Consider the following 25,860-nt stretch of genomic DNA (forward strand, 5'->3'; position numbering starts at 1 on the left):
GATTCCACTCGGGAGCACCGGAGGTCACGGAGGTGCGCGTGCGTGGCAACTCCCGTACGTCCAGGGGCGATTAACGGACGGTGAGGGCGCGGGCTGTCCGATACCCGTCACCCGGGACAGGCGACCGCGCCGACCCGGTTGTGCATCCGTGCGGCCTTCTGTGCGGAAGTGGTCCGTCCGGCCCGGCGGAAGCACGCCATCGAGAGGGAGATCTTTAATCGAACTCCCCTTGGTTTTCATCATATTGAGGGGAAGGGCGACAGCCGGACCGAAGCCCTGCCGCCCACTCGCCTAGCGTGGTGTGTGATCCGGCTGCGGCGGTCGCCGCCCCTCCCCCGGCCCCGGCGAAAGGCCGCGCACGCCATGGCGAACCCCTTCGAGCTCCCCCGCTTCTACATGCCGCACCCGGCGCGCCTCAACCCCCATCTGGAGCGGGCCCGGGCGCATTCCAAGGCGTGGGCCAGGGAGATGGGGATGCTCGAGGGCTCGGGCATCTGGGACGAGAAGGACCTCGACTCCCACGACTACGCGCTGCTGTGCGCCTACACCCACCCCGAGGCATCGGCCGAGGAGCTGGAGCTCGTCACCGACTGGTACGTGTGGGTCTTCTTCTTCGACGACCACTTCCTGGACGTCTTCAAGCGCACCCGTGACACCACCGGGGCCAAGGCCTACCTGGACCGGATCCCCGCCTTCATGCCGGTCGGCCCGGGCGGGACGGCTCCGGACGAGCCGGCCAACCAGGTCGAGGCGGGCCTGGCGGACCTGTGGGCGCGCACGGTCCCCGGCATGTCGGAGGACTGGCAGCACCGCTTCAAGGAGAGCACCCGGCACCTGCTGGAGGAGTCCCTCTGGGAGCTGGCCAACATCAACGACGAGCGCGTCGCCAACCCCGTCGAGTACATCGAGATGCGGCGCAAGGTCGGTGGCGCCCCCTGGTCCGCCCACCTGGTCGAGCACGCCGTGCAGGCCGAGGTCCCCGCCGCCATCGCGGCGAGCCGCCCGATGCGGGTCCTCAAGGACACCTTCGCCGACGGGGTGCACCTGCGCAACGACCTCTTCTCGTACCAGCGGGAGACCCAGGAGGAGGGCGAACTGGCCAACGCCGTCCTGGTGCTGGAGCGCTTCCTCGGCTGCCCGACGCAGGAGGCGGCCGACCGCGTCAACGACCTGCTCACCTCCCGGCTGCAGCAGTTCGAGCACACCGCCCTCACCGAGATCGCCCCGCTCCTCCAGGAGCACGCCCTGGGCCCGCAGGCTGCCGCCGACGTCCTCACCTACATCCGGGGACTCCAGGACTGGCAGGCCGGCGGACACGAGTGGCACATGCGCTCCAGCCGCTACATGAACGGCACCGTGCAGGGCACCCCCTCCTCCCCTTCGACCCCGCTGCCCGCGGGCCCCCTCGGGCTGGGCACATCGGCGGCACGCATCGTCCCGTCCCTCATCGCCTCGATGCCGGCACGCCTGCGCAGCTTCAGCCACGTGCCGTTCCAGGTGACGGGCCATCTCCCGCTGCCGGAACTCCACATGCCGTACGAGGCCCGCCTCAACCCGCACCTGGAACGCTCGCGCGAGCACACCGTGGCCTGGAGCCGCCGCACGGGGCTCCTGGAGCCGCAGCCGGGCGTCCCCGCCTCCGGCCACTGGACGGAGGCGAAGCTCAGGGACTACGACTTCCCCCTGTGCGCCGCAGGCCTGCACCCCAAGGGCTCTCCCCGCGCGCTCGACCTCGCCTCGGACTGGCTCGCATGGGGAACGTACGGGGACGACTACTACCCCGCAGCCTTCGGCCGCACACCCGGCGGCCCGGCCGCGGCCAAGCTCCACAACGAACGGCTCCTGACCTTCATGCCACTGCTCCTCGGCGTCATGCCGCAACCGCAGTACGCCATGGAACGCGGCCTCGCGGACCTGTGGTCCCGCACCGTCGGCCCGATGCCCGTCGAGGCACGCCGCGAACTCCGCGCCGCCGTCCGGACGATGCTCGATGCCTGGGTGTGGGAACTGGGCAACGAACAGCAGCACCGCATCCCGGACCCCGTCGACTACATCGAGATGCGACGCAAAACCTTCGGCTCCGACCTGACGATGGTCCTCAGCCGCTTCGAGCACCGGCTACCACCCGAACTCGCCCGCAGCCGCCCGGTCCGGGCCATGGAGAACGCCGCGGCCGACTACGGCTGCATGACCAACGACCTCCACTCCTACCAGAAGGAGATCCAGTTCCAGGGCGAGCTCCACAACGCGGTCCTGGTCGTGGAGAACTTCTTCGACTGCGACCGCATGACGGCCCGCGACATCGTCGCGGACCTGATGAACTCCCGCATGCGCGAGTTCGAGCACGTCGTCACCACCCAGCTCCCCGCCCTCTTCAGGGAGTTCGACCTGGACGAGCGGGCGCGTGCCGCGGTGGAGAAGTACGCCGAGGACCTGCAGAACTGGATGTCGGGAATCCTGGTGTGGCACCGGGACTGCCATCGGTACGGGGAGGCGGATCTGCTGCGGCATCACGGGGCGGCCGTGACGTCTCTGGCGCCGTCCCCTCCGGGGCCGTTCGGGGCGCCGGAGGGGCTCGGGACGTCGGGGGCGCGGGTGGGGGCAGGGCTGTAGGGGAAGGGGTTTCCCTCACGATCGGCGCAGGTACAGGTCGCGCAGGAGCGCGATCTCCGCGCCGTGGTGGATCACCTCGCGGTTGATGTGCAGGATCAGCGCCGCCAATGGGCGGTCGGCGTACGGGCCTGCGGCCGGGCCGCGACGCCGGGCCGCATCCATCGGGCCGAGTGACTGCATGCCGGACGACCACGCCTCGTATGCCCGGTCGAGTTGGTCCAACGCCTCGGCCGCGGTGCCGGCATAGACGTGGGTGTCGTAGTCGGTGGGCGGTCCGCCGAAGCACATCTCGGCGCGCTTGGACAGGACGTGGACGGTGATGTGCGCCAGCCGCCAGGCGATGGTGGTGACCGGTGCCGGTTCGGGGGCGGGGAAGGCGTAGTCGACGGTAAACGTCCCCCCGCCCGCCTCCTGTTCGGTGCGGCGCGGCCGGACCGTCCAACAGCCGGGAACCGGCTCCCAGAAGTATTCGCCGTCGGTCAGCCCGTCCAGCCGCGGCCGCAGCCGCTCCTGCCAGTACCTGTGCAGCTGATCGCCGAGTTCGACCGGCCACTCGATGTCCATGAGCCCCCTCATTGCTGCGTGTGGTGCCGGTGCCACGGGTGACGCAGCCGTACCCAGACGTCGCGGGCCCCGCGTCCGGCCTCGACCCGGCTGCGGGCCACGAGTTCGCGGGCCTTCTCCTCACTCTCCACCATCGGCCCGGAGCCGCGCAGCGGGCGGCCGGCCGTCTCGTGCAGGAAGAAGGCGGAGACGAAGCCGATGGCACCGGCCGCCATCAGGTAGTAGGCCGGGATCATCTGGTTGCGGGTGTTCTCGATCAGGGCGGACACCACCAGCGGGGTGGTGCCGCCGAAGAGCGAGACGGAGATGTTGTACGAGACGGAGAGCGCTCCGTAGCGCAGCCGGGTGGGGAAGAGCGCGGGCAGGGTGGATGCGGCGGTGCCCGCGAAGGAGACGAGCAGCAGGGCCAGGATGAGGCAGCCGATGGCCGGAAGCACCACGCCCTGGGCGCGGATGAGCAGCAGGGCGGGGACGGCCAGGACCATTAGGGCCGCGCTGCCGGTCATGAAGACCGGCCGGCGTCCCCAGATGTCGGAGTAGCGGCCCACCGTGGTGATGGTGAGCGCGACGACGATCATGGTGCACAGGACGAGCAGTTGTGAGGTGGTGGAGTCCTTGCCGAGTGTCTCGGTCATGTAGGTCGGCAGGTAGGAGGTGACCAGGTAGCTGGTCACGTTGTAGACGACCACCAGGCCCATGCAGATCAGCACCGCGTGCCAGTGCTTGGTGAACGTCTCCTTCAGCCGTCCGCGCCCGGACTGCCGGCCCTCTTCGGCGTGCCCTGCCAGGGCCTCGGGGGACTCGTCGGGGTCCTTGGCCATGCCGGCCGTGCCGACCGAGGCCGCGGCCCGGAAGGCGGGCGTCTCCTCCAGCTTCATGCGCATGTAGAGCCCGATCAGGCCGAGCGGCCCGGACAGCAGGAAGGGCAGCCGCCAGCCCCAGTCGACCATGGTGCTCTCGCCCAGGGTCGCGGTGAGCGTGGTCACGAGCGCGGATCCGAGGACGTATCCCACAAAGGTGCCGAAGTCCAGCCAGCTGCCCAGGAAGCCCCGGCGCTCGTCCGGGGAGTACTCGGCGATGTAGGTGGTGGCTCCCGCGTACTCGCCGCCGGTGGAGAAGCCCTGCACCAGCCGGCACACCAGCAGCAGGATGGGCGCCAGCAGGCCTACTGTCCCGTAGCCGGGCAGCAGACCGACCGCAAAGGTGCTCACCGCCATCATGATCATGGTGGCGGCCAGTACCCGCTGCCGTCCGATGCGGTCGCCCAGCGGCCCGAAGGCCAGTCCGCCCAGCGGACGCACCAGGAAGGCCACGGCGAAGGTGGCGAAGGACGCGATCACCTGGATGCCGGGGGAACTGCCGGGGAAGAACACCTTGCCGAGCACGGCCGCCAGGTAGGCGTACACCCCGAAGTCGAACCACTCCATCATGTTGCCGAGCGCCGCCGCCGAGACGGCCCTCCGCACCTCGGGGCGGTCGGTGACCACGACCTCGTCGATGCTCAGCGCGTTCTTGCGGCGGCGCAGCGCGATGCGGACCAGCCGGTCGGTCGCGGGAGTGCTCTCCCGCGGCGACATGACCTGGCCAGGCCTCGGGGGCTTCCTGCGGTCGGCATCCATATACCTATTCAATCCCTATGCACGGTTTGACGCTTTTTGTGGCCCGAGCGAAACGGGCCAGCCGCGCGCTTACCCGGGCGGGCCGACCGCAAGCCCCTTCTTGCACAGGTAAAACGTTTGCCGTCGAGAGAAACAACGAGAGACCGCTGCGTCACGCCACGGATATGGGCACGCCGGCCGACCGCAGGCGTGTCTGGACCACCAGCCCGTTCAAGTCGGCCCCGGCATCGGTCCGGTCCGGCAGCGCCGTCGACTGCTCGGCCTCGTCCAGCGCCGCGTGGAGGGCTTCGATGTCGACCGTCAGCCGCTCGTGCGAGGGGGCGCCGTCGAGCGTGGACAGGTGCCCGTGCTCGGCCGCCGCCTTGGCCGCCACGAGGTCGCGCACTTAGTCCGGTGCCTGCACGCTGCCACTGTCGCTGTCCATTCGGAGGGACATCTCCTTCTACTGCGGCGTGATGGCCGTGAGCCAGTCCTCGACGGTGACGACATCTGCCCACTGCGGGAACAGCTTCTCGGTGAGGACCCGGTGCACCTCGGGGTCGGTGTCCAGGCAGGCATCCGCCAGAACGGTGAGGCCGAAGTCCATGTCGTTGGCCTGGCACACGGTGTGCAGCACGACGCCGCTGGTGGAAATGCCCGCGAGGACAAGGTTGTTGATGCCGCGAGCCCTGAGCACCACGTCGAGGTCGCTGCCCAAGAACGCACTCCCCCGTCTCTTGGTGACCACGATCTCCCCCTGCTCGGGCGCGACGTCGGGGTGAATTCCGGTGCCGGGAGCGCCCTCGGTGAAGAGGCCGGACTGCACGGCGCTGGTGAGCACCCTGTTGCACGCGCCGACATCCGGCCGGCCCGCCCGTAACGCGATGACCACGTAGATCACGGGGATGCCCGCCGCCCGGGCACCGTCGATCGCCCTGCGCAGGCGCGGCAGATATCCGGAACCGCCGTCGTCGACGATGTCCACGATGTCCTCTTGCACGTCCATCACCAGGAGTGCGTTGTTGTTGGCCATGCTTGCCGTCCCTTCTTCATTGGTCAGCCCCAGGTGAGCGGATCGAGATGGAGGTAGAACCGCAGGCGGTCGTGATCGAGGGCGATGCCGTACGTCTCGGCGAACGCGGCATCCGCGGCCCGCGCCGGCTCCTCGTCGTTCCACGTCTCCCGTGCATTGGCGAGGAGCAGCGCCAGATCGGCGTGGCGGTCGGCCGACCCGAGGCGGCCCAGATCGAGGAATCCCGCCAGGAGGAACTCCGGGTTCACCGCGTCACGGGCCACGACGTCGCGTGCCATGGCAATCATGGTGTCCAGGTCCCGGAGGAACGGGCACTGTGGCACGGGCAGTTCGTGCAGCCGGCGGACCGCCTCCGCGATGTGTCCCCAGGAGGCCTGCAGGTCGGCGGCGGACACCTGATCGGCAGGTACGCCGGAGACGGCACTGGTCACCAGGCAGGCGCCCGTGTCGCCGAAGTGCCAGTCCAGCACCCGGGGCCCCGGAATCCCCTGATCGCCCAGCCACGCAACCCGGTCGCGCTCGGCCTCCAGGGCGGTTGCCTCCGCAGCGGGCACGCACTTGGCATACCGAGTGGCGTCCGCGTTGCGAAAGACGGCGGCTCCCGACTCGCCTGCAGCGACGGGCATCCAGTCGCCCTCGCTGCCACCCGCGCCGAGCCGAACCGGGGACGGGGGCCGAGGTCCGGGATGATCGTTCACGCGGCCACTCTAACCAGCCCGGCCCCCGGCCCGGGCTGTGGGACTGCTGAACCGACCGCGTCACCCTGCAGAGTTAGCTCGGCGGTTGGATGTGCTCGCGTGCGTCGCATGACAACGTTCTCTCCATGACCACCACGCCGTTCACGGACCGAATCACCGGCCGAACTGGATTCTCCCGCCGTCGCATGCTGGGAGCCGCGCTGGCCGCCGGTGTCGCCGTGCCGCTCGGCGTCGCTCGCCCCGCGTGGGCGGCCGCAACGGCCCCCGGCCCGGCGCAGCTCACCCTCCCCGTGCCCACCGGGCCGTACCCGGTGGGCACGGCGGCGCTGCACCTCGTCGACGCCTCACGTCCGGATCCCGTGGCAGGGCCCGGGCAGCACCGCGAGTTGATGGCCGGCGTCTGGTACCCCGCCCGGGACACCGGGCGGTATCCGCAAGCACCCTGGATGCCCGCCGGTGCCCTGCAAGCGCTCCTCACGTCCGCGGGGTTCAAGGCCGACGCCATGGTGGCGCCGCTCACGGCCGGTCACGAGGGTGCTCCGGTGCGGCGAACGGGCCGTGGATTGCCCGTCGTCGTGTACTCGCACGGCGCGCACAGCCATCGCGCCGATCACACCGTCATGGTTCAGGAACTCGCCAGCCACGGCTACGTGGTGGTCACCGTGGATCACACGCACGACGCGTTCAGCGAGTTCCCCGACAACCGGGTCGTCGTCCCACTCAGGGACCCGAAGTACGCGTTGGGGCCTGCGGACTTCGCCGCGGATATCCGGTTCGTCCTCGACTGTATCGAGGATCTCGATGCCGGGCGCAATCCCGACGCCGCACAGCGGCCGTTGCCGGATGGCCTGTGCGGGGCTCTCGACCTGCACCGCATCGGCATGTTCGGCTGGTCGAAGGGCGGGACGGCGACCGCCCGCCTCATGGTCGAGGACCGGCGCGTCCGGGCCGGGCTGAGTCTCGACGGCCCGATGCTGCCGGCGATCACCGCCGACCTGGACCGGCCGTTCATGATGATGACGGCCCAGTTCACCCGGGCCGGGGAGCCTGCCGTCGCCGAGTTCTGGTCGCACCTGCGGGGGTGGCGGCTCAACGTACAGGCCGACGGCGCGATCCACAGTTCGTACGGCGACAACCAGGTGCTGATACCGCAGTTGGCGAAGGCGGTCGGGATGAGCGACGAGGAGCTCCGGGGCTGGATCGGCACCCTCGATCCGGCACGGGCGGTGCGGATCCAGCAGGCGTACCCGCTCGCCTTCTTCGACCGGCACCTGCAGCACCGCCGGGGGCAGCTGCTCGACGGTCCGTCCCCGGCCTTCCCGGAGGTGAAGTTCCTGCCCTAGGAAGGTCACGCACCGCGCAGCCCCGCGTCGACGGCCCGTCCCGCGCGCTCGACGGCGCGGGCAAGGCGCCGTACGTCGTGGGAGGGATCCACCATCGCGCACAGCGCGCCGACGGCCCTGCCGCGGCCGACGGTCACCGGCACGGCCGCGCAGCACACGCCGGGGATCAGCGCCTCCCGGTCCAGGGCCACCCCGCTGTCGCGGATCGCCGAGGCCTCGTGCCGCCAGGAGCCCGGCAGCGGGTCCAGGGGCGTGCCGGACGGGGCCACGGCGACCAGTGCCTTGCCTGCGGCAGTGCTCCAGGGCCAGTTCGTCCCCGGCTGCACCGGGGCCACGTCGTCGACCACGCCCGGCACTCCGGAGACGGCCAGGGTCCTGCCCTCCCGCAGGACGCACAGGGCGACCGTGGCGCCGGTGGCGGCGGCCAGCCGCCGCATCGGGCCCGTGGCGGCGGCTCGCAGCCCCGGGTGCGGTTGCCACTCCCGGCCCAGCCGGAACATCCGCGGTCCCATGCGGTAGTTGACACCGTGGCGCTCGACGGCACCCAGTTCGACCAGCTGCTCCAGCAGCCGGTGCGCCGTCGTCTTCGGCAGCCCGCTGTCTGCCGCCAGCGCGGTGAGCCCGGCCTCCCGGGCCTCCTGTATCGCCTCCAGCAGGGCGAAAGCCCCGTCCAGCACACCCCGCCCCGCGGAACCGGGCATGGACGCCCCCCTTTCCGTCATCGGAATTAAGTCAACAGCACCGCAATAAACGGCGTGTAAATGACAACTAGGCGTGTCGCGCCTGTAGTTGAGCGGTCCGCTCAGCGGAACACGGGTTCGTCCGCCCGTCGCGGCAAAGCTACGGTGAACGTCGCTGCGCCAACGTCCCTCGCGGAAGGGGGTCCGGTGAACATGCAGAACGGTCCTGCGGGCGTCATCTGGGACATTACTTATGCGTGTCCGCTGCGATGTATGCACTGCTATTCGGAGTCCGGACGGCGACCGTCCCGGCAGCCCTCGCACGGCGAGCTCCTTCGCATAGCCGAGGCGCTGGCGTCCCTGCGCGCGCAGGAAGTCGCGATAGCCGGCGGCGAACCCCTGCTCGTGCGCGGCCTTTTCGAGATCATCGAGCGTTTCTCGCGCGTGGGCAGCCCCGTCGTCCTTTACACCAGCGGCTGGACCGTCGACGCGGCACTGGCGGAGGAACTCCTCAGGACGGTCCACGGCGTCGCGGTGAGCCTGGACGGTGCGACGGCCGAGGTGCACGACCGGATCAGGGGCCGCATGTTCTCTTTCGAGCGCGCCGTGAGGGCACTGGAGCTACTGGACGAGGCGTCCCGTGCGTTGAAGGCGCGGGGCGAGACGCCCGGTGTGTTCGGTGTCGAGGTCGCGGTCATGCGCAGCAACCACCACCAGGTCGAGGCGTTCTGCTCGGACATCGCCCCCAGGTTTCCCGAGATGCGGCACCTGGTCTTCGGCGTGACGATCCCCGCCGGTCTGGCCAGCCGCGAGGGCTTCGTCGACCACGAGCTCCTCGACGACGAGCAGGTGCGCCGGCTGTGCGACCCGGGGACGCTCACCTTCCTCAAGGCCCTTGCCCCGACAGGGCTGCGCGTCGCGGTCGAGGACAACCGGCGGGAGATGATGCACCCCGACTCCGTCGCGAAGGGGGAGGCCCTGCCCGTCATGCATGTGACCCCGGACGGTGACGTGCATGCCATGCCGATCTACGAGGGCAGCGTGGGCAACGTGCTCGACGAGTCCCCGCACGTGCTGTGGGAGCGGGCGCTCGCCAGGAGGAGCGATCCCTTCGTCGTCGAGACGCTGGCTCCGGTGGTGACCATGCGGGACTGGGCGCAGGCCGTCCGTCGCATCGACCGCCACTTCGGCTCCGCCGAGGACCTCGCCAGGATCGGGCGCCGATCCGCTTTCCGCCTCTGAACGCTCCACGCTCAGCGCTGCGGTGGAAGGCGGTCTGGCGACTGCGGGCCGTCTTGAGCTGGTCGCGCCCACGCGGCGGAGCCGCATATCGACACAGCCCCGCGCCCCTTCGGGGCGCCGGTACGCACCCGACTTCGACAAAGGCAGGCAGATGGACGACGGCTCGCTCCTCGAGGACTGTGTCCGGTCCGTCCTCGCCCGGCACGCACCCGACGACTGGCAGGTCTCACCGGGCGAGTTCTGGTGCCAGGTCAGGCCGGCGGGCACGTCCACCCGGGTCCAGGGGTGGAAGCTGCACCTGTCCGCCACTCCCCTCTCCGCCGTGCTGGTGCTGGCCCGGTCGGCCGAGGTGCTGGCCCGCCGCCGGTGCACGTTCAAGTTCGCCTCCACGCTCGGCCGCGTCGCCGAACTCACCTCCCGGCAGGCCGACCGCGGTGCGGGCGGCAAGTTCATCACCGTCTACCCGGAATGCGGCGACCGCGAACTGCGCGAGCTGGCCGAGGAATTGGACGAGGCCACCCGGGGGCTGCCCGGCCCGGGCATCCTCTCGGACCGCCCGTACCGCCCCGGCAGCCTCGTGCACTACCGCTTCGGCGTGTACCGGGGCGTCACCGTGCTCGGCAACGAGGCGACGTACGAGGCCATGCTGATGGCACCCGACGGCTCGCTGGTCCTGGACCGGCGCGCCGCATGGTTCTCCCCGCCGCCGTGGGCGCCGGAGGATCCCTTCACTGCTCAGCGCACCGCTCCCCCGGCCGCGGACGGAACGGACCCCGAGCGCCCCAAGCCGGTGCGGCTCGACGACCGGTACGTCGTCGACGAGGTCATCCGGCACGCGTTCACCGGCGGGGTGTACCGGGCGACGGACACGCGCACCGCCGCGCCCGTCATCGTCAAGCAGGCACGCCCCCACACGGGCAACACCCTGGCCGGGCAGGACGCGCGCGACACGCGTCGGCACGAGGCCGCCATGCTGGAGCTGTTCGCGTCCTCCGGTCTCACTCCGCGCCCGGTTGCGCTCTTCGAGCAGCAGGGCGATCTCTTTCTGGTCCAGGAGGCCGTGGCAGGTGTCACCCTCCGGCAGTGGGTCGCCCGGCACATCGCGCCGGACGACGGCGGAACCTGGGGCCTGTCCCCGGACACCGCCCGGCATCTCGCCGCCCGGCTGGTCGACCTGGTGGAGCTCGTCCATCGCGAGGGCTTCGTCATCAGGGACTTCACCCCCAACAACGTCATGGTCACCGAGGACCGCGAGCTCCGCCTGATCGACCTCGAACTGCTCGCGCGCCCCGGGGAGCAGGTCCTGCGCGCGTACACGCCGGGCTACGCGGCGCCCGAGCAGGTGCACGCGCCCGTGACCGGCGCGGCGCCCGGGCCGGCCGCCGATCTCCACGGTCTCGGCGCCACGTTCTTCCATCTCCTCACCGGCGCCGACCCGTTGCTCGCGCCGGACGAACCTCCTGTTCGCCCGGACCGTCAACGGATCGAGCACTGGCTGGGCCACGTGTGCCCGGGCAATCCCGCCGCGCGGGAGCTCGCCCCGGTCGTCCTCGATCTGCTGCACGAGGAGCCCGCCCGGCGCCCAGGCCTGGCCGACGTACGGCGCGCCGTGGCAGACGGCCCCGGGGCAGCGGTGGTGCTGGCGGCCGCCCCGGCCGGTCTCAAGCAGTTGACCGACGACTCGCTCGACCACCTGCTCGCCACGATGGACCGCGACGCCGCGGAGTGGCTCTGGGCGCCGCAGCCCTCCGGCACGAACTCCGGCACGAATGACGATCCCTTCACCGTCCAGAACGGTGCCGCCGGGATTCTCGGCGTCCTCGCCCGCGCCTGCCGCACCGCACCGGACCCGGCCCTGCGCGAGGCCGTCGCCACGGCCGCCGACTGGATCGTGCAGCGCTGCGGCCGCGAGCCACGGGTGCTGCCGGGCCTGTACTTCGGCCGGTCGGGCACGGCGTGGGCCCTGCTCGACGCGGCCGAGGTCCTCGCCGACGGCGAACTGGCGGACCGTGCGGCCGAACTGGCCCGCCGGGTCCCGATGTGCTGGCCCAACCCGGACATCTGCCACGGCACCGCCGGAGCGGGCATGACCCAGCTCCGCTTCTGGGAGGCCACCGGTGCGGACGACTTCCTCGACCGGGCGCGCGAGGCCGCCGCCGCGGTGATGTCGGCGGCCGTCCGCCACGACGGGCTCGTCCACTGGCAGATCCCGCGGAACTGGCCGTCCGGCCTCGCAGGGCTCGTCCATCACGGCTTCGCCCACGGCATCGCGGGCATCGGTGCCTTCCTGCTCGCCGCGGGCCGCGCGACCGACGACCCCGCCTGCCACGAGACGGCGGACGCCGCCGCACGCACCCTCCTCGCACAGGTCGAGCTCGACGACGGCGCCGCCTACTGGACCTCCGGCCCCTCGTCCCGCGTCCGCAGAACCAACTGGTGCAGCGGCTCCTCGGGAGTCGGCACCTTCCTGCTGCGCGCAGGGCAGGACAGCGACGATCCCCAGTTGCAGGAAGGCCTGCAGAAAGGCTTGCAGGAAGCCGCCGGACAGGCCGCGCTCGCCGTCCGCCGTTCGCGCTGGCACACCGCAACCGCCCAGTGCCACGGACTGGCGGGCGACGGGGAGTTCCTCCTCGACCTCGCCCAGGCGAGCGGACAGCAGCGCTATCACCACTGGGCCGAGGAACTCGCCACCGCCATCCAGGTGCGCCACACCCTGCGGGACGGGCGCATGCTCGCACCGGACGAGACCGGCCTCTCGGCCGGCCCCGCCTACGGCACCGGGCTGGCCGGAGTCCTCGCCTTCCTGCTGCGCCTGCGCGACGGCGGCCCCCGCATGTGGCTGCCCCGAGTCTTCACCGGGCCGGACCGGCCAGGTGAACAGCACCGCGACCGGACACGAGAGGGGGTGACATGGGATGGAGCGTGACGTGACTGCTCTGCAGCTGTTGCTGGAGGAGGAGCCCGAGACGGGCTACTGGCCGTGCACGATGACGTCGTACGTGACGTCGCCGAAGTAGCCGAAGCAAGCGCCGGGTCGTGGTGCCTCTGCCGTCGGGGGGGCAGAGGCACCCACATACCGGAGTCCCGCCGCTCAGCCTGCGGCCCGTGCCGGCGGGTCGGGGACGTGGTGGATCGCCGTGCGGGTCCCGGTGAGCGGGAGGCCCGTGGCGCCGTGCCGGGCAGCGACGATTTCCGCCGCGATGGACAGGGCCGTCTCCTGCGGTGTGCGGCCGCCCAGGTCCAGGCCGATCGGGGCGCGCAAGCGCGCCAACTCGGCTTCACTGACGCCCACTTCACGTAACCGCCGCACGCGGTCGCGATGGGTGCGGCGTGAGCCCATCGCTCCTACGAAGGCGACCGGCAGGCGCAGGGCGTCCCGCAGCAGCGGCACGTCGAACTTGGCGTCGTGGGTGAGGACGCACAGCACCGTGCGCGTGTCGACGGTGGTGCGGCGCAGGTAGCGGTGCGGCCAGTCGACCACGACGGCGTCCGCCTCGGGGAAGCGCGCTGCCGTGGCGAACACGGGGCGCGCGTCGCACACGGTGACGTGGTAGCCGAGGAACTTGCCGACCCGGACCAGCGCCGCCGTGAAGTCGACCGCCCCGAAGACGATCAGGCGCGGTGGTTCGAGAGCCGGCTCGACCAGGAGCGTCACCCCGCCGGGGCAGTGCGCTCCCTCCTGCGACAGCTCGACGGTGCCGGTGCGGCCCGTGGCGAGCAGCGCCCGCGCCTCGGCCACGGCGGTACGGTCCAGCTCCGGCCGGCCGCCGAGGCCGCCCTCGGAAGAGCCGTCGGGCCGGACGAGCAGGATCCCGTCCAGGAGTTCGGCCGGGCCGCGGACGACCCGGGCCAGGGCCACCGCCCCGCCGCCGGCGGCTGCCGTCAGCGCCCGGGCGAGCACGGCCCGGCCCGGTGCGGCCACGGGAAACGGGGCGGCCACGACCTCGAGGGTGCCGCCGCAGGTCAGCCCCACCGCGAAGGCGTCCTCGTCGCTGTAGCCGAACCGCTCCCGGAGCACCGTCCCGTCCTGGAGCGCCCGGACACACAGGTCGTACACCGCCGCTTCCACACAACCCCCGGAGACCGAGCCGACGGCCTCGCCGCGGCCGTCCACGGCCAGGGCGGCGCCGGGGCCGCGCGGGGCGCTGCCGCTCACGGCCACGACGGTGGCGACGGCGAAGTCCCGCCCTTCTGCGGTCCACCGGGCCAGTTCCTCAGCGACGTCCAGCACGGTCCTGCCCCGTCGGTGCGGCGGACATCAGGACTCGGTCGGGCCGGATCGGCAGGTCCCGGTGGCGTACGCCGGTCGCGTGCCAGACGGCGTTGGCGACCGCCGCCGCGGACCCCACCGTGCCGATCTCGCCGATGCCCTTGAGGCCCACCGGGTCGTCCGGGTCCGCGTCGTCCAGCCAGTCCACCTCGATGGCGGGCACGTCCGCGTGGGCCGCGATGTGATAGCCCGCGAGGTCGGCGTTGACCAGGCTGCCCGAGGCGGTGTCGCGGACGGCCTCCTCGTGCAGGGCCATGGACAGGCCCCAGATCATGCCGCCGGTCAGCTGGCTGCGGGCGGTGAGCGGGTTGACGATGCGGCCCGCGGCGAAGATGCCGAGCATGCGCCGCACGCGGATCTCGCCGCTGCCGGGATCCACGGCGACCTCGGCGAACTGGGCCCCGTACGCGTGCCGTTCGTATGCGGCGAGGGCCCGCACCGCCTGTTCCGTGTCGGAGCGTACGGTGATGCCGTCCGCCGGGATGTCCGCGCCGAGGGCGAGACGCTCCCGCAGCTCGCGGGCCGCCAGCATGACCGCCCAGCCCCAGGAGCGGGTGCCCATGGAGCCGCCGGCCAGCCATGCGTTGCCGAAGTCGCTGTCGCCGATGAGCACGTGCACCCGGTCCTCGGGCACCTCCAGGGCATCCGCGGCCAGTTGGGCCAGGGCCGTGCGTGCGCCCGTCCCGATGTCCGCCGCGGTGATGCGCACGGTGAAGGTGCCGTCCGCGCAGGCCGTCACGGCGGCGGTCGCCGGGAAGGCGCCTGTGAAGAAGGTGGACGCGGCCGTGCCGGTGCCGACGAGCCAGCGGCCGTCACGGCGGACGCCGGGCCGCGGGTCGCGCTCGGACCACCCGAACCGGCGGGCTCCTTCGGCGAAGCAGTCGAGCAGGCGGCGCCCGGCGAAGGGCAGGCCGGAGACGGGGCCGGCGGCGGGTTCGTTGCGGGTGCGCAGGACGATCGGGTCCAGGCCGCAGCGCTCGGCCAGTTCGTCGAGCGCGCACTCCATGGCGAACGACCCGGGGGCCTCGCCCGGCGCACGCATGTAGGTCGGTGTGGGGACGTCGAGGCGCACCACGCTGTGGACCGTGCGGTGGCCGTTCGCGTCGTACATGGATCGCGCGTACGTGGCACTCGGTTCGACGAAATCACGGACCGTGGAGGTGGCGCTGAGCGACGTGTGCTCCAGGGCGCGCAGCCGGCCGTCGGTGCCGGCGCCCAGCCGGACGCGCTGGGCGGTGGGGCTGCGGTGGCCGATGAGCGTGAACGTCTGGGCCCGGGTGAGTGCGATGCGGACGGGCCGTTCGAGCAGGGTCGTGGCCATGACGGCGAGGATGAGGTGCGGGCGGACCTGGGCCTTGCAGCCGAAGCCGCCGCCGACGTGCTCGGACCGCAGGTGTACCGAGGCGGGGTCGAGGCCGAAGAGCCGGGCGAGGTCCTGTGCCGTCGCGTACGCGCCCTGAGTGGTGTCGACGACTTCGAGCCGGCCGGCGTCCCAGCGTGCCATGGCCGCGTGCGGCTCCATCGGGTTGTGGTGTTCCTCCGCGGTGGTGTACCGGGCGTCCACCACGACGTCGGAGGCGGCGAGTTCGGCCTCGACGTCGCCCTTGTCCGTGCGGGCCGGTCCCATGCCCGCCGCCTCCGGTGTGTAGGCGTCGGGGTGTCCGGGGCGGAAGTCCGCGTCGTGCGGTGCCGTGTCGTAGGTGACCACGAGCGTCTCCGCGGCTTCCCTGGCCTGCTCGGGGGTCTCGGCGACGACGCAGGCGACCGGCCAGCCCGCGTAGGGCACGCGGTCGTGCTGGAGGACCTGTGTGGTGGCGTCGGGTCCGAAGGTGCCGGCAAAGTCCTCTTTCAGGCGGGGTGCGTTGTCGTGGTGCAGGACGGCGAGCACGCCCGGCATCTTCAGGGCGGCGATGTCGTCGACGGAGCGGATGCGGCCGCGGGCCACCGTGGACACCACGATCCAGCCGTGGGCGAGTCCGTCGGCGGGGAAGTCGGCCGCGTAGCGGGCGGTGCCGGTGACCTTGTCGCGGCCTTCCCGGCGGACGTGCGGTGTGCCGACGGCCCGGGGCGCGAGCCCGGCGGTCGTTGCCGTGGTCGTTCCCGTGGTCACTGCCGTGGTCGTTGCCGGGGTCATCGGGCGGCCTCCTCGGCGAGTTCGGTCAGGACGCTGACGGCCAGGTTGCGCATGAGCGGCAGCTTGTAGGCGTTGTGCGGTAGGGGCCGGGCGGCGGCCAGTTCGGCGTCGGCTGCGGCCGCGAACGCCGCAGCTTCGGCCGGGCCCCCGGTCAGGGCGTGCTCGGCCTGCCGGGCCCGCCACGGGCGGGAGGCGACCGCGCCGAAGGCGAGGCGCACTTCGTGCACGATGCCGTCCCGTACGTCGAGGGCGGCGGCGAGCGAGCCGATGGCGAAGGCGTACGAGGCGCGCTCGCGCACCTTGCGGTAGCGGGAGGCTGCGGCGATCGGTGCCGGTGGCAGGACGATGCCGGTGATCAGCGCGCCGGATGGCAGGGCGGTCTCCGCCTGCGGGGTTTTTCCGACCGGCCGGTAGAACTCGGCGAGCGGTAACTCGCCGGGCCCGTCCAGGGTTTCGTAGGCGACGACCGCGTCGAAGGCCGCCAGGGCCACCGCCATGTCGGAGGGGTGCACGGCCACGCAGTGCGGGGAGGCGCCGAGGACGGCATGGTTGCGGTGCTCGCCCGCGAGGGCGGCGCAGCCGCTGCCCGGGACGCGCTTGTTGCACGGTGCGACGTCATCGGCCGCACCGGTGAAGTAGCCGCAGCGGGTGCGCTGCAGCAGGTTTCCGCCGACGGTGGCCATGTTGCGCAGCTGGCCCGAGGCGCCGGCGAGGACGGCCTGCGCCAGGGCCGGGTAGTGGCTGCGTACATGGGGATGTGCGGCCAGGTCGCTGTTGGTGACGGTCGCACCGATGTGCAGGCCGCCGTCGGCGGTGGGCTCGATCCGGTCGAGGGGGAGTTCGCGCAGGTCGACGAGGAGCGCGGGCCGCTCGACGCCGCTCTTCATCAGGTCGACGAGGTTGGTGCCGCCGCCGAGCGGGCGGGCGTCGGGTTCGGCCCCGAGCAGGGCGAGTGCACCGGCCATGTCGGTGGCGCGCTCGTAGCGGAACTCCCTCACGCGGACACCGCCTTGGCGGCCTGTGCGACGGCCCGGACGATCGCCGGGTACGCGCTGCAGCGGCACAGGTTGCCGCTCATCCGCTCCCGGATCTCGTCGTCGGTGAGGGCGGGCGGGCCCGCCTCGGGGCGGACGTCCGCGGTGACGGCGCTCGGCCAGCCGGCGGCGTGCTCCCGGAGGACCGCGAGGGCCGAGCAGATCTGGCCCGGGGTGCAGTAGCCGCACTGGTAGCCGTCGAGTTCGAGGAACGCCTCCTGCACCGGGTGCAGTCGGTCGCCGTCGGCGACGCCCTCGATGGTGGTGATCGCCCGTCCCTCGGCCGCGACCGCGAGCTGCAGGCAGGCGACGGTGCGGCGGCCGTCGAGCAGCACGGTGCAGGCGCCGCACTGTCCTTGGTCGCAGCCCTTCTTGGTGCCGGTCAGGTCGAGGTGCTCGCGCAGGGCGTCGAGCAGGGTGGTGCGGTGGTCGACGGTGAAGGTGTGGGGTTTTCCGTTGACGTGCAAGGTGATGACGCTGGACGTCGAGGCGGTCATGAACGGCCCTTTTCGGCGTGAGGGGTTCGCACTGCGACAGCGATTGCTACTAGAGTGAGCTCAAGCGGACGGTTGTCCGGAAAATGTGTCCGAGTCTCCGAAGTTAGCGGACAGTTGTCCGCTCAGCAAGGGTCGACGACCCGGAACGAACCGAGGGCGAGGGAAACAGGTGCGGACGAAGGCGGCACAGCACAACGACGAGCCCCTGCCCCGGCGTTCGGACGCCCTGCGCAACCGCGAGCGCATACTGGAAGCGGCCCTCGCCGAGCTGACCCGCTCACCCTCCGTGCCGCTCAGCACGATCGCGAGGAAGGCCGGCGTCGGACAGGGCACCCTCTACCGCAACTTCCCCGACCGGGAGTCACTCATCCTCGAGGTCTACCGCTTCGAGGTGCAACAGGTTTTCGAGGCCGCCCGCCACCTGCTCGACACCCGCCCGCCCGAACAGGCCCTGCGCGAATGGCTGGACCGCCTTGCCCAGTACGCATCGGCCAAGGCGGGCCTGGCCGACGCGATGCGCGAGGCCACCTGCGCACCCGCCACGCCGGCGCGCTGGGGTCACACACCGGTCACGGACGCCATCGAACTCCTCCTGGAGGCCAACGAGACGGCCGGCACCATCCGCCCCGGGGTGACCCCCGACGACCTCCTGCTCGCGATCTCCGGACTGTGGCACATCAGCGCGCACGACGACGCGCACGAGCGCGCCCAGCGCCTCTTCGACCTCGTTACGGACGGACTCCGGGCGGGTGCGCCGGGGGTCCGTCCGGACGGGGAGGGGTGACGGGCCGGTTCGTCCGGCCTACCGGCCCTCCACACGCCGCCGCTCCAGGTAAATCCCGGTGAAGACGGCGACCTTGGCGCGCAGCACCCACGGGTCGAAGGGCTTGCCGATGTAGTCGACGGCGCCCGCGGCGTAGCCCCGGGCGGAGTGTTCGGGGTCGGCGCCCATGGCGGTGAGGAAGATGATGGGGACATCACGGTTGCGCGGGCGGCGTTTGATGTGGGCCGCGGTCTCGTAGCCGTCCATGTCCGGCATCTGGACGTCCATGATGATCACGGCGAAGTCGTCGTGGTCGAGCAGCGCCTTGAGCGCCTCCTGACCGGAGGAGACCGCCACCAACTCCTGTTCGAGGGTGGACAGTACGGCGGTCATGGCCAGCAGATTGTCCGACTGGTCGTCGACGATGAGGACCTTGGGCATGGCCTGCGGCGTCGCGGTGGGCAGGGCACCGGCCGTCTGCCGGGTCTGCTCGACGGCCGACAGCTGGCGTTCGAGCAGGGCGCACCGCTCCTCGGCGTCCTCGCGCTGCTTCTGCGCAGCGTGCAAGTCGGCCGACAGCCGGGCGACTTCGCCCTGGAGCACGTCGCGCTCGCGCAGGAGCTCGGTGACGTCGGGGTTGGCCGCAGCCAGGCGGTCGGCCCGTTCCCGCTCCGCGCTCCACTCCGCTTCGAGCTGGCTCAGGCGGACCTCCAGGTCCGCGATGCGGTGTTTGCGGTCCAGCAGAGCGTCCCCCAGGGCGTCGCCGCGTGCGGTGGAGCGCCGTGAGACCCGGTCGGCTTCTGCGAGTTGCTGCTCGAGAACCTCGACCGCGTGGCGCGGGGCGGCGCCGGTCTCGACGGCGGCCCGGTGCAGGCGGCGGACGAGCTCGACGGCCTCCGGAGTGGCGGCCGTGCCGCGGTGTTCGGCCACGTCGGTGAGCAGGTCCATCACCACTTCCCACGGGGGGACGCGGGTGCCGCCGAGATAGCGGGAGAAGGTGCCGGCGTCGCGGACCCGCCGTGCCGCGTACCGGCGTACCGACACCTCGAGGCCCTCGAACAGCTCCCGCAGTGCCAGCGCCAACGCACGGGATTCCGGGGTGAGTTCCTGAGCCAACGGCCTGAGCTCACCCATGGTCGTCCCCCGACGGCTGCAAGCGGGGTTCACCGCCGGTGCGGTCGGGAGTGATCACCTGGTTGATCACCGGCAGGGCACCGCCCGCCGCGGCGAGCCCGCACAGCGCACAGCGCGCCGTCCCGTCCCCCGCGAGCGCCGACAGCAGGCCCACTGCCGCTCCGGCCAGCACGGCGAGTAACAGCACCAGTGTCGCTCTCGTCGACAGCAGTGAACGGTCCATGGCTCCTCTTTCATCACCTGGTCGAACTGGGGGCGGAACAGCGCCCCAAGCCGGTCTCCAGAAGGTGAGCCACAGGATGGTGGGAAGCGAAGGCGTTGCGCCAGGCGAGTGACCAATCGGCAACATCGGCCGCCGTTGCCGCTCTCCACGCGTGGTGTTGGCAGGCGTTGCGCGGATCGGACGGCGGGTGCGGCAACGCGGTCCCGGGGCTGCCGCAGGCAGCCCCGCAGACACGCGTCGTCAGGCGAACTGGCCGGGCCGGTAGTCGCCGGCGGGCTGCTGGACGATGACGTTCATCCGGTTGTAGGCGTTGATGAGGGCGATCAGGGACACCAGGGCGACGAGCTGCTCCTCGTCGTAGTGCTTGGCGGCGTTCGCCCAGGCCTCGTCCGTGACCCCGCCGGCCGCATCCGCGATGCGGGTGCCCTGCTCCGTCAGCTCCAGCGCCGCGCGCTCCGCGTCGGTGAAGACCGTGGCCTCCTTCCACGCCGCGACCAGGTGGAGGCGCGTCGAGGTCTCACCGGCCGCGGCGGCCTCCTTGGTGTGCATGTCGAGGCAGAAACCGCAGCCGTTGATCTGGCTGGCACGGATCTTCACCAGCTCCTGCGTCGCGGCCGGCAGGGCGGAGTCCGAGACCGCCTTGCCTGCCGAGTTGAGACCCTTCAGCACCTTGCCGGTGGTCGGGCTGGCGAAGGCGTTCAGACGGGCGTTCATGGTGTGCTCCTTCGTGGAGGTCGTTGGCTGCACAACCAGGACGGAGCGAGCCCGGCACGTTGTGACATGGAGGAATGTGACCTGCGTCTCCCCTGTCCGGCCGGTGTTCTCAGGCCGGCAGGTTCCGGTGGGGAGCCGCGGGATCGATCGATGCGGCCCGCATGGCCCGGGCGATCGCCGACTGCTGCGGTGTCCGCGGGTCCTGGGCGTGCGCGAGGAGTCCCTCGGCGACGGCATGGGCGCGGTGCTGGCCGAAGCTGAGGCCCTGCATGCCGGGCCGGGCGTCGGCCGGCTCCCAGGCGATGGCGACGCCGGGGGCGAGCGGTTCGGCGAGGGCGGAGGTGCTCGTGCCGAGCCCTTCGACGTCGGAGACGGCCGTTGCCACTTCGTCGGCGACGGCCTGGTGGGCGGCCGTGAGGTACAGGACGAGGGCGTCGCGCCGGGGGTAGTGCTGCGGGGCGGAAAGGACCTTCGCCTGATAGGGCAGGGTCTGCCGTTCCAGGACGCGCAAGGCAGCCGCCCATGCGGCGACAGCGGCGTCGGGGTGCCGGAGGTGGACGTACAGCCGGAGGACGGGACCCCGCGGCGGTCGTCCCCGCGAGCCGTGGGCGAAGAAGAAGCCGGGTGACAGGGCGGGCCGTGCCGCCTCGTGCGCGGCCAGGTCGCGCGGTCCTGCGGACGTCAGGCGCGCCTCGGGCAGTCGGACGCGCACGCCGTCGAGTTCCACCAGCACGGTTCCGTCCGCCGCCGGCCGGCGTTCCAGGACGCGTACGGGACTGACGGTGCGCCGGTGCGGCATGCCGACGCGGAAGCGGAGTTCGAGGTCCGGGTCGCACCGGGAGCGGGCGCGGGGGGCCTCGTCCGCCGGCGGGGCGCCTGTGTGCAGGGTGCGGTAGAGGGCGGAGGCCAGTTTGCTCCGCAGGTCTTCGAGGCTCTGTGCGCTCACGTCTTCCTGCCCGACCTGTGCGCGGAGCGCCGGGAGGTCGAGGCGGACGTCCGCCAGGGCGCTGGTCAGTGCGCAGGGCAGCAGCGGCAGGAGGGGAGCTGCTGCCGCGATGTCACGAGTCATGAGGCTTCCGTGAGGCCGAGGACGGCGATGGTGTCGTGCGGTGCGGTCAGGATGCGGCGGCCGATGCCGACGGCGGCCCGCCCGGTCGCCGGAAGGCGGGCCTGCTCGCCGGCGTGGGCCAGGACGCGGTCGAGCAGGTGCCAGCCGGCGAATCCGCAGGCGCGTTCGGCGAGATGAGGGTCCGGCTCGTCCGGCTTGCGTGGCTCGTCCGGCTCGGGGCGGCGGCTTTCGTCCGTGTGCCGGTATCCGTGCCAGAAGGCCGTGGCGAGCGGACGCAGCCGCTGCCACTCGCGGGCGCCTGCGGCCGCGATATCGTGCGCGGAGACGGGCCCGGAGACAATCTCGGAAGCCGCTGCTGTGTCATCACGTGCGGCGGGAATGCGGGTCACGGCGGTCCACAGCAGTTCGCCGACGACACTGCCGATGTCCCGCGCCGGGTCGGCGCAGCGGAACTCCTCCCAGTCCACCAGGATGGGCTTTCCCTCGTGGACGAGCACTTGGTCGAGCCGCAGATCGCAGTGGGACGGACGCCGTGGCGCCCGGCGCTCGCTCTCCCTCAACCTGCGCAGACTCTCGACGAGTTCGGTGTCACGCTGGAGCAGGCCCCACAACTCCAGTTCCGCCTGACTGGCCATGAGGTAGCCCTGCTCGGGCAGAGCATCGAGAAGATGGAGCGGGGGCAGCAACGGAGGTGCGGCATCCCCGGCGGTGTCCGGCTGCAGAGGCAGCATGTGCACGGCTGCCACGGTCCGGCCGAGCGCCTGCGAAAGGGATGCGTCCCAGGCACGGTCGGCCAGCAGGTCGGCGCCGGAGCGCGCGTCCAGACAGGCGTGGACCAGCAACCGCTCCGACTCGCAGTGCCCGAGCAGGGGCGGCGAGCACAGCCGCGGTTGCACGGCCCGCACGGCGGTCTCCTCGAAGGCGAGTGCCCGGCGGAAGCGCTGCAGGCTGTCCTCCGCAGGCCCCTGGAGCTGTTTGACGAACACATGCCTGCCGGACAAGGTGGGACCGGACCAGCTCGCGTTCCGCCCCGGCAGGGCCCGGATGCGTCCGGGGACGAACTCCCCGAGGCCGAGGCGGGCCAGCAACGCACCGGCCTGCGGGACGCCGTAGGAATCCGGATGACGGGCGGAGGTGTGCACGGGGTTCCTCCCGGAAACTGCAAGGGGGTGTGGGCCCGCCGCAACCAGCGGGCCCACACGGGGAATTGCTCGGCACCGAAAGGTTCAGTGCCTACGCGCGAGGCGTCAGCCGCACTGCACGGAGCAGCAGAAGGTGGTGGTCAGCGGGTTGCCGCTGGCCATGTCCTGCGCGGCCCAGGCGTCCGCCGCGAACTCCTCGGCGTCCACGTGGAAGGAGAAACCGGCCATCAGATCCTCGGTGCTCATAATAATCCTGCCTTTCATGCGAGTTACAGAGGATGGAGTGTCCGGAGCCCGGCGGAGGGGGTCTGCCGCGCTCCCGCAGAGAGCACATCAACACGGGTGCAGCGCCCACTACGGCCGATGGTTGACTGCCGGAGTCGCCAATCGGAGACACCTTCGCCATGCGCCTGAAAAGGCATCAACTTCCGCCCGACAAACGGATTGTCCTCTCCTGGCATGGTGGACCTGTGAAATCCGATCAGACGGGCCGGATGCGCGCCCGCGCCCGTGATGTCGTCCAGGACGTGGCCGAGCGCCTGGCCGACCCCCGCTACGTCGCCGGCCACACCACGCCCGTCCCTCCGGGCCTGACGGGAACCCTCCTCGCCGGCGGCCACGCGGGGGTGGCCCTGCTCTTCGCGGAACTGGCGCACGAGGACGACCGGTTGAGGCCGATGGCAGACGCCCACCTGGCCGTATGCGCCGGCAGCCTGAAGAGCACGGCAGCCCGGGTCGGCCTGTTCAGCGGACTCGCGGGCCTCGGCTTCGCCTGCGGCGCCGTGGACGCCGACGGAGGCGGTGCCCGGCATGCCGCGCTGCGTGACAAGATCCGATCCGCCGTGGACCCGGCGGCCCTGCGCCTGAGCACGACCGTCCGCGACCGCCTGCGCGGTGCGGGCGGTCTCCAGATGCTCGACTACGACCTGCTCTACGGACTGACGGGCCTGGGCGTGTACCTCCTCGCCGAATCCGGCTCCGGATCCGAATCCGGCTCCGGATCCTCCGACGACGCCACCCTCCACTCCGTCCTCGACACCCTGCGACACGTCGACGGCACCCGGGACGCCGACGGCATCCCCATCCCCGCGTGGACCGTGGGCCAGAGGACACCCGCGTCCCCGCACGGCTACGTGAGCCTGGGCCTCGCCCACGGTGTGGCCGGCCCCTTGGCCCTGCTGTCCACCGCGCTCCTCCACGGTGTGCAGCGCCCAGGGCTGAGCCGGTCCGTGGAAGGCCTGGCCGAATGGTGTCTCACCCAGCTCAGGGACGACAGCCAGGGCCGTCCCGCCTGGCCCCGACTGCTCGAGATCGACGCGACGGGACAGGCCGCCCCCACCGACCCGGCCACCCTGCTGGGCTGGTGCTACGGCAGCGCCAGCGTCGCCGCCGCCCTCCACCAGGCGGCCCGGGCCCTCGGCCGGGACGACTGGGCCCGCCGCGCCACGGCCGTACTCCTGGACGCCTTCCGCAACACCGACGACCTGGCGCGCGTGACGGAACCCCACCTGTGCCACGGCTGGGCCGGACTCCTCCAGATCGTCCTGCGCGTCGACAACCCGGACAGCCCGGAGCCCGAACTGTCCGCCCTGGCCGACACTCTCGCCGAGCGCCTCCTGGACCGGTACGACCCGGCCGCCCCCTTCGGCTTCCGCACCGACCTCGGCCTCCCCCACGGCCGCCAGGACGAGCCCGGCTTCCTCCTCGGCGCCGCGGGCAACGCGCTGGCCCTGCACACCTACGCAACCGGCCGCCGGCCGGCCGGCCGTTGGGACATGGCGCTCCTCCTAGGCGGACGCTAGCGTGCAGCAGTGGACCTCTTCTCGCGTTCGTGGACGGCGTTGCGCGCAGCGGTCGCCGCGCTCGCGGACGACGACTTCGAGCGGCCGTCCGGCTGCACCGGCTGGCTCGTGCGGGACCTGGTGTGCCACCTGATCATCGACGCGCAGGACGTCCTGATCACCCTGGTGACCCCTGCGGCAACGGAGCCGACCAGGGACGCGATCACGTACTGGGAGGTCGGCGAACCCCCGACCGGCGACGACCCGCTCGACCCGCTGACCGTCCGGCTGGCCGCCGCGTACGAGGACCCGGCGCTGCTCAAGCACCACTTCGACGACGTCGGTTCGGCCGCCGGGCGCGCTGCCGAACTCGCGGATCCGGGCGCCCGGGTGAGCACCCGCGACCAAGTGCTCACCGTCGACGACTATCTCTGCGCGTACGTCATGGAATGGACGCTGCACCATCTCGACCTGATCGCCCATCTCCCGGACGCGGCAGAGCCGCCCGCCGAGAGCCTGTCCCGGTCCCGCGCAATGCTGGAGGAGATTGCCGGGGCCGCGTTCCCGGCGTCGTTCTCCGACAAGGATGCCTTGTTGATCGGCACGGGGCGCCGGGTCCCGACCGATGCGGAGAAGGTCGGACTCGGTGAATTGGATGCGCAGCTGCCTCTCGCACTCGGCTGAGCGCCCCGCGGGATGGGCAGTACGTCGACTGCGGGCTCGTCGTGGCTGGTCGCGCCCACGCGGCGGAGCCGCATATGTCATCGCCCCGCGCCCCTTTGGGGCGCGATCACGCACCGCATTCGCCAATTACCACGGCGCGAAAAATAACGCGTTGGGCCGAAAGTCCCGGCCCCGTAGCCGAAGTTACCGTCCTGAACACGGCATGGCACCGAAACGGGCCACACTCCGGATCATGTGACCGGAACCCCCCTCGTCCCCGCCGTATCCCCCTGTAATGATCAACGCCGTCGTATCCCCCTGGACCATCACAGATCGGATTCAGCACATGCGTCGACGCATAACGGGCGGCCTGGTGGCCGGACTCGCCCTTGCCGGAGCCCTGTTCGGGGCCGTTCCGTCCGCTCAGGCCGCCACTGCGGGGGCCCCGAACCTCAACTGTGTGAACGAGTACATCGGCTTCAACAACGGCCAGCCCTTCTACCACGTCCAGTGCGGCGTCATCGGGCAGGCGACCTGGTACGCCAACGCCGCCTGCTCGGACGGCAGCTTCCAGAACGCCGGTCCCATGACCAATTTCCGCGAGGTGTGGGTGTACTGCCCGGCGGGCACCGAGGTGAAGCGGGGCTGGGTCACCAGCTACTGAC

At 71.7% G+C, this 25,860-nt stretch carries 25 protein-coding genes; 9 read left to right on the forward strand and 16 right to left on the reverse strand.

Going from position 1 to position 25,860, the window contains the following annotated elements:
- The first annotated feature begins 363 nt into the window (after positions 1–363).
- Entirely contained in the window at positions 364–2,613 is a 2,250-nt protein-coding gene (locus ACMATS_RS04570) for a terpene synthase family protein (RefSeq protein WP_391149393.1), read from the forward strand.
- A gap of 15 nt (positions 2,614–2,628) precedes the next feature.
- Here ACMATS_RS04570 and ACMATS_RS04575 read toward each other — a convergent pair whose 3' ends face one another.
- From ACMATS_RS04575 to ACMATS_RS04595, 5 genes are all read right to left on the reverse strand, one after another.
- Positions 2,629–3,177: a DinB family protein gene (locus ACMATS_RS04575; protein WP_414166974.1), complete on the reverse strand. Its 549-nt coding sequence runs from the start codon at positions 3,175–3,177 to the stop codon at positions 2,629–2,631.
- Positions 3,178–3,185: 8 nt separating this feature from the next.
- Positions 3,186–4,796, reverse strand: a complete 1,611-nt coding sequence (gene proP / locus ACMATS_RS04580) for a glycine betaine/L-proline transporter ProP (protein WP_414166975.1) — start codon at positions 4,794–4,796, stop codon at positions 3,186–3,188.
- Between the two features lie 151 nt (positions 4,797–4,947).
- Positions 4,948–5,181 (reverse strand): hypothetical protein, encoded by a 234-nt coding sequence (locus tag ACMATS_RS04585; RefSeq protein ID WP_414166976.1) that lies wholly within the window; start codon positions 5,179–5,181, stop codon positions 4,948–4,950.
- Between the two features lie 57 nt (positions 5,182–5,238).
- Positions 5,239–5,808 (reverse strand): cysteine hydrolase family protein, encoded by a 570-nt coding sequence (locus tag ACMATS_RS04590; protein WP_390778719.1) that lies wholly within the window; start codon positions 5,806–5,808, stop codon positions 5,239–5,241.
- 23 nt (positions 5,809–5,831) lie between these two features.
- The gene (locus ACMATS_RS04595) at positions 5,832–6,506 is read right to left on the reverse strand and encodes a phosphotransferase (protein WP_414166977.1); all 675 of its coding nucleotides are present in this window, start codon (positions 6,504–6,506) and stop codon (positions 5,832–5,834) included.
- A 125-nt stretch (positions 6,507–6,631) separates the two neighbouring features.
- Between ACMATS_RS04595 and ACMATS_RS04600 the strand changes: the two genes are divergently transcribed.
- Positions 6,632–7,849 carry an alpha/beta hydrolase family protein gene (locus ACMATS_RS04600; RefSeq protein ID WP_391149377.1) on the forward strand — a complete coding sequence of 406 codons (1,218 nt, stop codon included), beginning with the start codon at positions 6,632–6,634 and terminating at the stop codon, positions 7,847–7,849.
- Positions 7,850–7,854: 5 nt separating this feature from the next.
- Here the strand turns inward: ACMATS_RS04600 and ACMATS_RS04605 are convergent, their stop codons facing one another.
- Entirely contained in the window at positions 7,855–8,550 is a 696-nt protein-coding gene (locus ACMATS_RS04605; RefSeq protein ID WP_390778716.1) for an IclR family transcriptional regulator, read from the reverse strand.
- 192 nt (positions 8,551–8,742) lie between these two features.
- On the opposite strand from ACMATS_RS04605, the gene ACMATS_RS04610 reads away from it, so the two are divergent.
- The 3 genes from ACMATS_RS04610 to ACMATS_RS04620 all read left to right on the forward strand — a co-directional run bounded on the left by ACMATS_RS04610 (position 8,743) and on the right by ACMATS_RS04620 (position 12,788).
- Positions 8,743–9,771, forward strand: a complete 1,029-nt coding sequence (locus ACMATS_RS04610) for a radical SAM protein (protein ID WP_414170656.1) — start codon at positions 8,743–8,745, stop codon at positions 9,769–9,771.
- Positions 9,772–9,922: 151 nt separating this feature from the next.
- A complete protein-coding gene (gene lanL / locus ACMATS_RS04615; RefSeq protein WP_414166978.1) occupies positions 9,923–12,697 on the forward strand; it encodes a class IV lanthionine synthetase LanL in 2,775 nt (924 codons plus the stop codon).
- A 1-nt stretch (position 12,698) separates the two neighbouring features.
- Positions 12,699–12,788, forward strand: a complete 90-nt coding sequence (locus ACMATS_RS04620; protein ID WP_336412250.1) for a hypothetical protein — start codon at positions 12,699–12,701, stop codon at positions 12,786–12,788.
- Between the two features lie 74 nt (positions 12,789–12,862).
- Here the strand turns inward: ACMATS_RS04620 and ACMATS_RS04625 are convergent, their stop codons facing one another.
- The 4 genes from ACMATS_RS04625 to ACMATS_RS04640 are packed head-to-tail and all read right to left on the reverse strand — an operon-like array spanning position 12,863 to position 17,706.
- Positions 12,863–14,002 carry an XdhC family protein gene (locus ACMATS_RS04625; protein ID WP_414166979.1) on the reverse strand — a complete coding sequence of 380 codons (1,140 nt, stop codon included), beginning with the start codon at positions 14,000–14,002 and terminating at the stop codon, positions 12,863–12,865.
- Positions 13,986–16,175 (reverse strand): xanthine dehydrogenase family protein molybdopterin-binding subunit, encoded by a 2,190-nt coding sequence (locus ACMATS_RS04630; protein WP_414166980.1) that lies wholly within the window; start codon positions 16,173–16,175, stop codon positions 13,986–13,988. The genes ACMATS_RS04625 and ACMATS_RS04630 overlap by 17 nt, the downstream gene beginning before the upstream one ends.
- Positions 16,172–17,173, reverse strand: a complete 1,002-nt coding sequence (locus ACMATS_RS04635) for an FAD binding domain-containing protein (protein WP_390778710.1) — start codon at positions 17,171–17,173, stop codon at positions 16,172–16,174. The genes ACMATS_RS04630 and ACMATS_RS04635 overlap by 4 nt, the downstream gene beginning before the upstream one ends.
- Positions 17,170–17,706 (reverse strand): (2Fe-2S)-binding protein, encoded by a 537-nt coding sequence (locus ACMATS_RS04640; protein WP_390778709.1) that lies wholly within the window; start codon positions 17,704–17,706, stop codon positions 17,170–17,172. Before ACMATS_RS04640 ends, ACMATS_RS04635 begins: the two co-directional genes overlap by 4 nt.
- Positions 17,707–17,875: 169 nt before the next feature.
- On the opposite strand from ACMATS_RS04640, the gene ACMATS_RS04645 reads away from it, so the two are divergent.
- Positions 17,876–18,490, forward strand: coding sequence for a TetR/AcrR family transcriptional regulator (locus ACMATS_RS04645; protein WP_390778708.1), 615 nt, complete (start codon positions 17,876–17,878; stop codon positions 18,488–18,490).
- Positions 18,491–18,508: 18 nt separating this feature from the next.
- Here the strand turns inward: ACMATS_RS04645 and ACMATS_RS04650 are convergent, their stop codons facing one another.
- The 6 genes from ACMATS_RS04650 to ACMATS_RS04675 form a co-directional block, all read right to left on the reverse strand.
- Positions 18,509–19,603 (reverse strand): response regulator, encoded by a 1,095-nt coding sequence (locus tag ACMATS_RS04650; protein ID WP_390778707.1) that lies wholly within the window; start codon positions 19,601–19,603, stop codon positions 18,509–18,511.
- Complete coding sequence (locus ACMATS_RS04655) at positions 19,596–19,826, reverse strand: hypothetical protein (protein WP_414166981.1); 231 nt, start codon at positions 19,824–19,826, stop codon at positions 19,596–19,598. Before ACMATS_RS04655 ends, ACMATS_RS04650 begins: the two co-directional genes overlap by 8 nt.
- A gap of 240 nt (positions 19,827–20,066) precedes the next feature.
- A complete protein-coding gene (locus ACMATS_RS04660) occupies positions 20,067–20,540 on the reverse strand; it encodes a carboxymuconolactone decarboxylase family protein (protein ID WP_390778705.1) in 474 nt (157 codons plus the stop codon).
- A 109-nt stretch (positions 20,541–20,649) separates the two neighbouring features.
- Positions 20,650–21,609 (reverse strand): T3SS effector HopA1 family protein, encoded by a 960-nt coding sequence (locus ACMATS_RS04665; RefSeq protein WP_414166982.1) that lies wholly within the window; start codon positions 21,607–21,609, stop codon positions 20,650–20,652.
- A complete protein-coding gene (gene lxmK, locus ACMATS_RS04670; RefSeq protein ID WP_414166983.1) occupies positions 21,606–22,751 on the reverse strand; it encodes a class V lanthionine synthetase subunit LxmK in 1,146 nt (381 codons plus the stop codon). Before lxmK ends, ACMATS_RS04665 begins: the two co-directional genes overlap by 4 nt.
- 105 nt (positions 22,752–22,856) lie before the next feature.
- Positions 22,857–22,997, reverse strand: a complete 141-nt coding sequence (locus ACMATS_RS04675) for an LxmA leader domain family RiPP (protein WP_390778702.1) — start codon at positions 22,995–22,997, stop codon at positions 22,857–22,859.
- A 224-nt stretch (positions 22,998–23,221) separates the two neighbouring features.
- Here ACMATS_RS04675 and ACMATS_RS04680 point away from each other — a divergent pair, with 224 nt between their 5' ends.
- The 3 genes from ACMATS_RS04680 (at position 23,222) to ACMATS_RS04690 (ending at position 25,859) form a co-directional block, all read left to right on the forward strand.
- Positions 23,222–24,553, forward strand: coding sequence for a lanthionine synthetase C family protein (locus ACMATS_RS04680; protein WP_414166984.1), 1,332 nt, complete (start codon positions 23,222–23,224; stop codon positions 24,551–24,553).
- A gap of 9 nt (positions 24,554–24,562) precedes the next feature.
- Complete coding sequence (locus tag ACMATS_RS04685) at positions 24,563–25,216, forward strand: maleylpyruvate isomerase N-terminal domain-containing protein (RefSeq protein ID WP_414166985.1); 654 nt, start codon at positions 24,563–24,565, stop codon at positions 25,214–25,216.
- 325 nt (positions 25,217–25,541) lie between these two features.
- Positions 25,542–25,859, forward strand: coding sequence for a hypothetical protein (locus tag ACMATS_RS04690; protein ID WP_414166986.1), 318 nt, complete (start codon positions 25,542–25,544; stop codon positions 25,857–25,859).
- Position 25,860 lies beyond the last annotated feature (1 nt).

It is taken from the genome of Streptoverticillium reticulum, assembly GCF_047456005.1.
Classification (GTDB): domain Bacteria; phylum Actinomycetota; class Actinomycetes; order Streptomycetales; family Streptomycetaceae; genus Streptomyces; species Streptomyces reticulum.

Coding starts and splice junctions, on each gene's coding strand:
- ACMATS_RS04570 (WP_391149393.1), top strand. CDS start 364: ATGGCGAACCCCTTCGAGCTCCCCCGCTTCTACATGCCGCACCCGGCG.
- ACMATS_RS04575 (WP_414166974.1), bottom strand. CDS start 3,177: ATGGACATCGAGTGGCCGGTCGAACTCGGCGATCAGCTGCACAGGTAC.
- proP (WP_414166975.1), bottom strand. CDS start 4,796: ATGGATGCCGACCGCAGGAAGCCCCCGAGGCCTGGCCAGGTCATGTCG.
- ACMATS_RS04590 (WP_390778719.1), bottom strand. CDS start 5,808: ATGGCCAACAACAACGCACTCCTGGTGATGGACGTGCAAGAGGACATC.
- ACMATS_RS04600 (WP_391149377.1), top strand. CDS start 6,632: ATGACCACCACGCCGTTCACGGACCGAATCACCGGCCGAACTGGATTC.
- ACMATS_RS04605 (WP_390778716.1), bottom strand. CDS start 8,550: ATGCCCGGTTCCGCGGGGCGGGGTGTGCTGGACGGGGCTTTCGCCCTG.
- ACMATS_RS04610 (WP_414170656.1), top strand. CDS start 8,743: ATGCAGAACGGTCCTGCGGGCGTCATCTGGGACATTACTTATGCGTGT.
- lanL (WP_414166978.1), top strand. CDS start 9,923: ATGGACGACGGCTCGCTCCTCGAGGACTGTGTCCGGTCCGTCCTCGCC.
- ACMATS_RS04630 (WP_414166980.1), bottom strand. CDS start 16,175: ATGACCCCGGCAACGACCACGGCAGTGACCACGGGAACGACCACGGCA.
- ACMATS_RS04640 (WP_390778709.1), bottom strand. CDS start 17,706: ATGACCGCCTCGACGTCCAGCGTCATCACCTTGCACGTCAACGGAAAA.
- ACMATS_RS04650 (WP_390778707.1), bottom strand. CDS start 19,603: ATGGGTGAGCTCAGGCCGTTGGCTCAGGAACTCACCCCGGAATCCCGT.
- ACMATS_RS04655 (WP_414166981.1), bottom strand. CDS start 19,826: ATGGACCGTTCACTGCTGTCGACGAGAGCGACACTGGTGCTGTTACTC.
- ACMATS_RS04660 (WP_390778705.1), bottom strand. CDS start 20,540: ATGAACGCCCGTCTGAACGCCTTCGCCAGCCCGACCACCGGCAAGGTG.
- ACMATS_RS04665 (WP_414166982.1), bottom strand. CDS start 21,609: ATGACTCGTGACATCGCGGCAGCAGCTCCCCTCCTGCCGCTGCTGCCC.
- ACMATS_RS04675 (WP_390778702.1), bottom strand. CDS start 22,997: ATGAGCACCGAGGATCTGATGGCCGGTTTCTCCTTCCACGTGGACGCC.
- ACMATS_RS04690 (WP_414166986.1), top strand. CDS start 25,542: ATGCGTCGACGCATAACGGGCGGCCTGGTGGCCGGACTCGCCCTTGCC.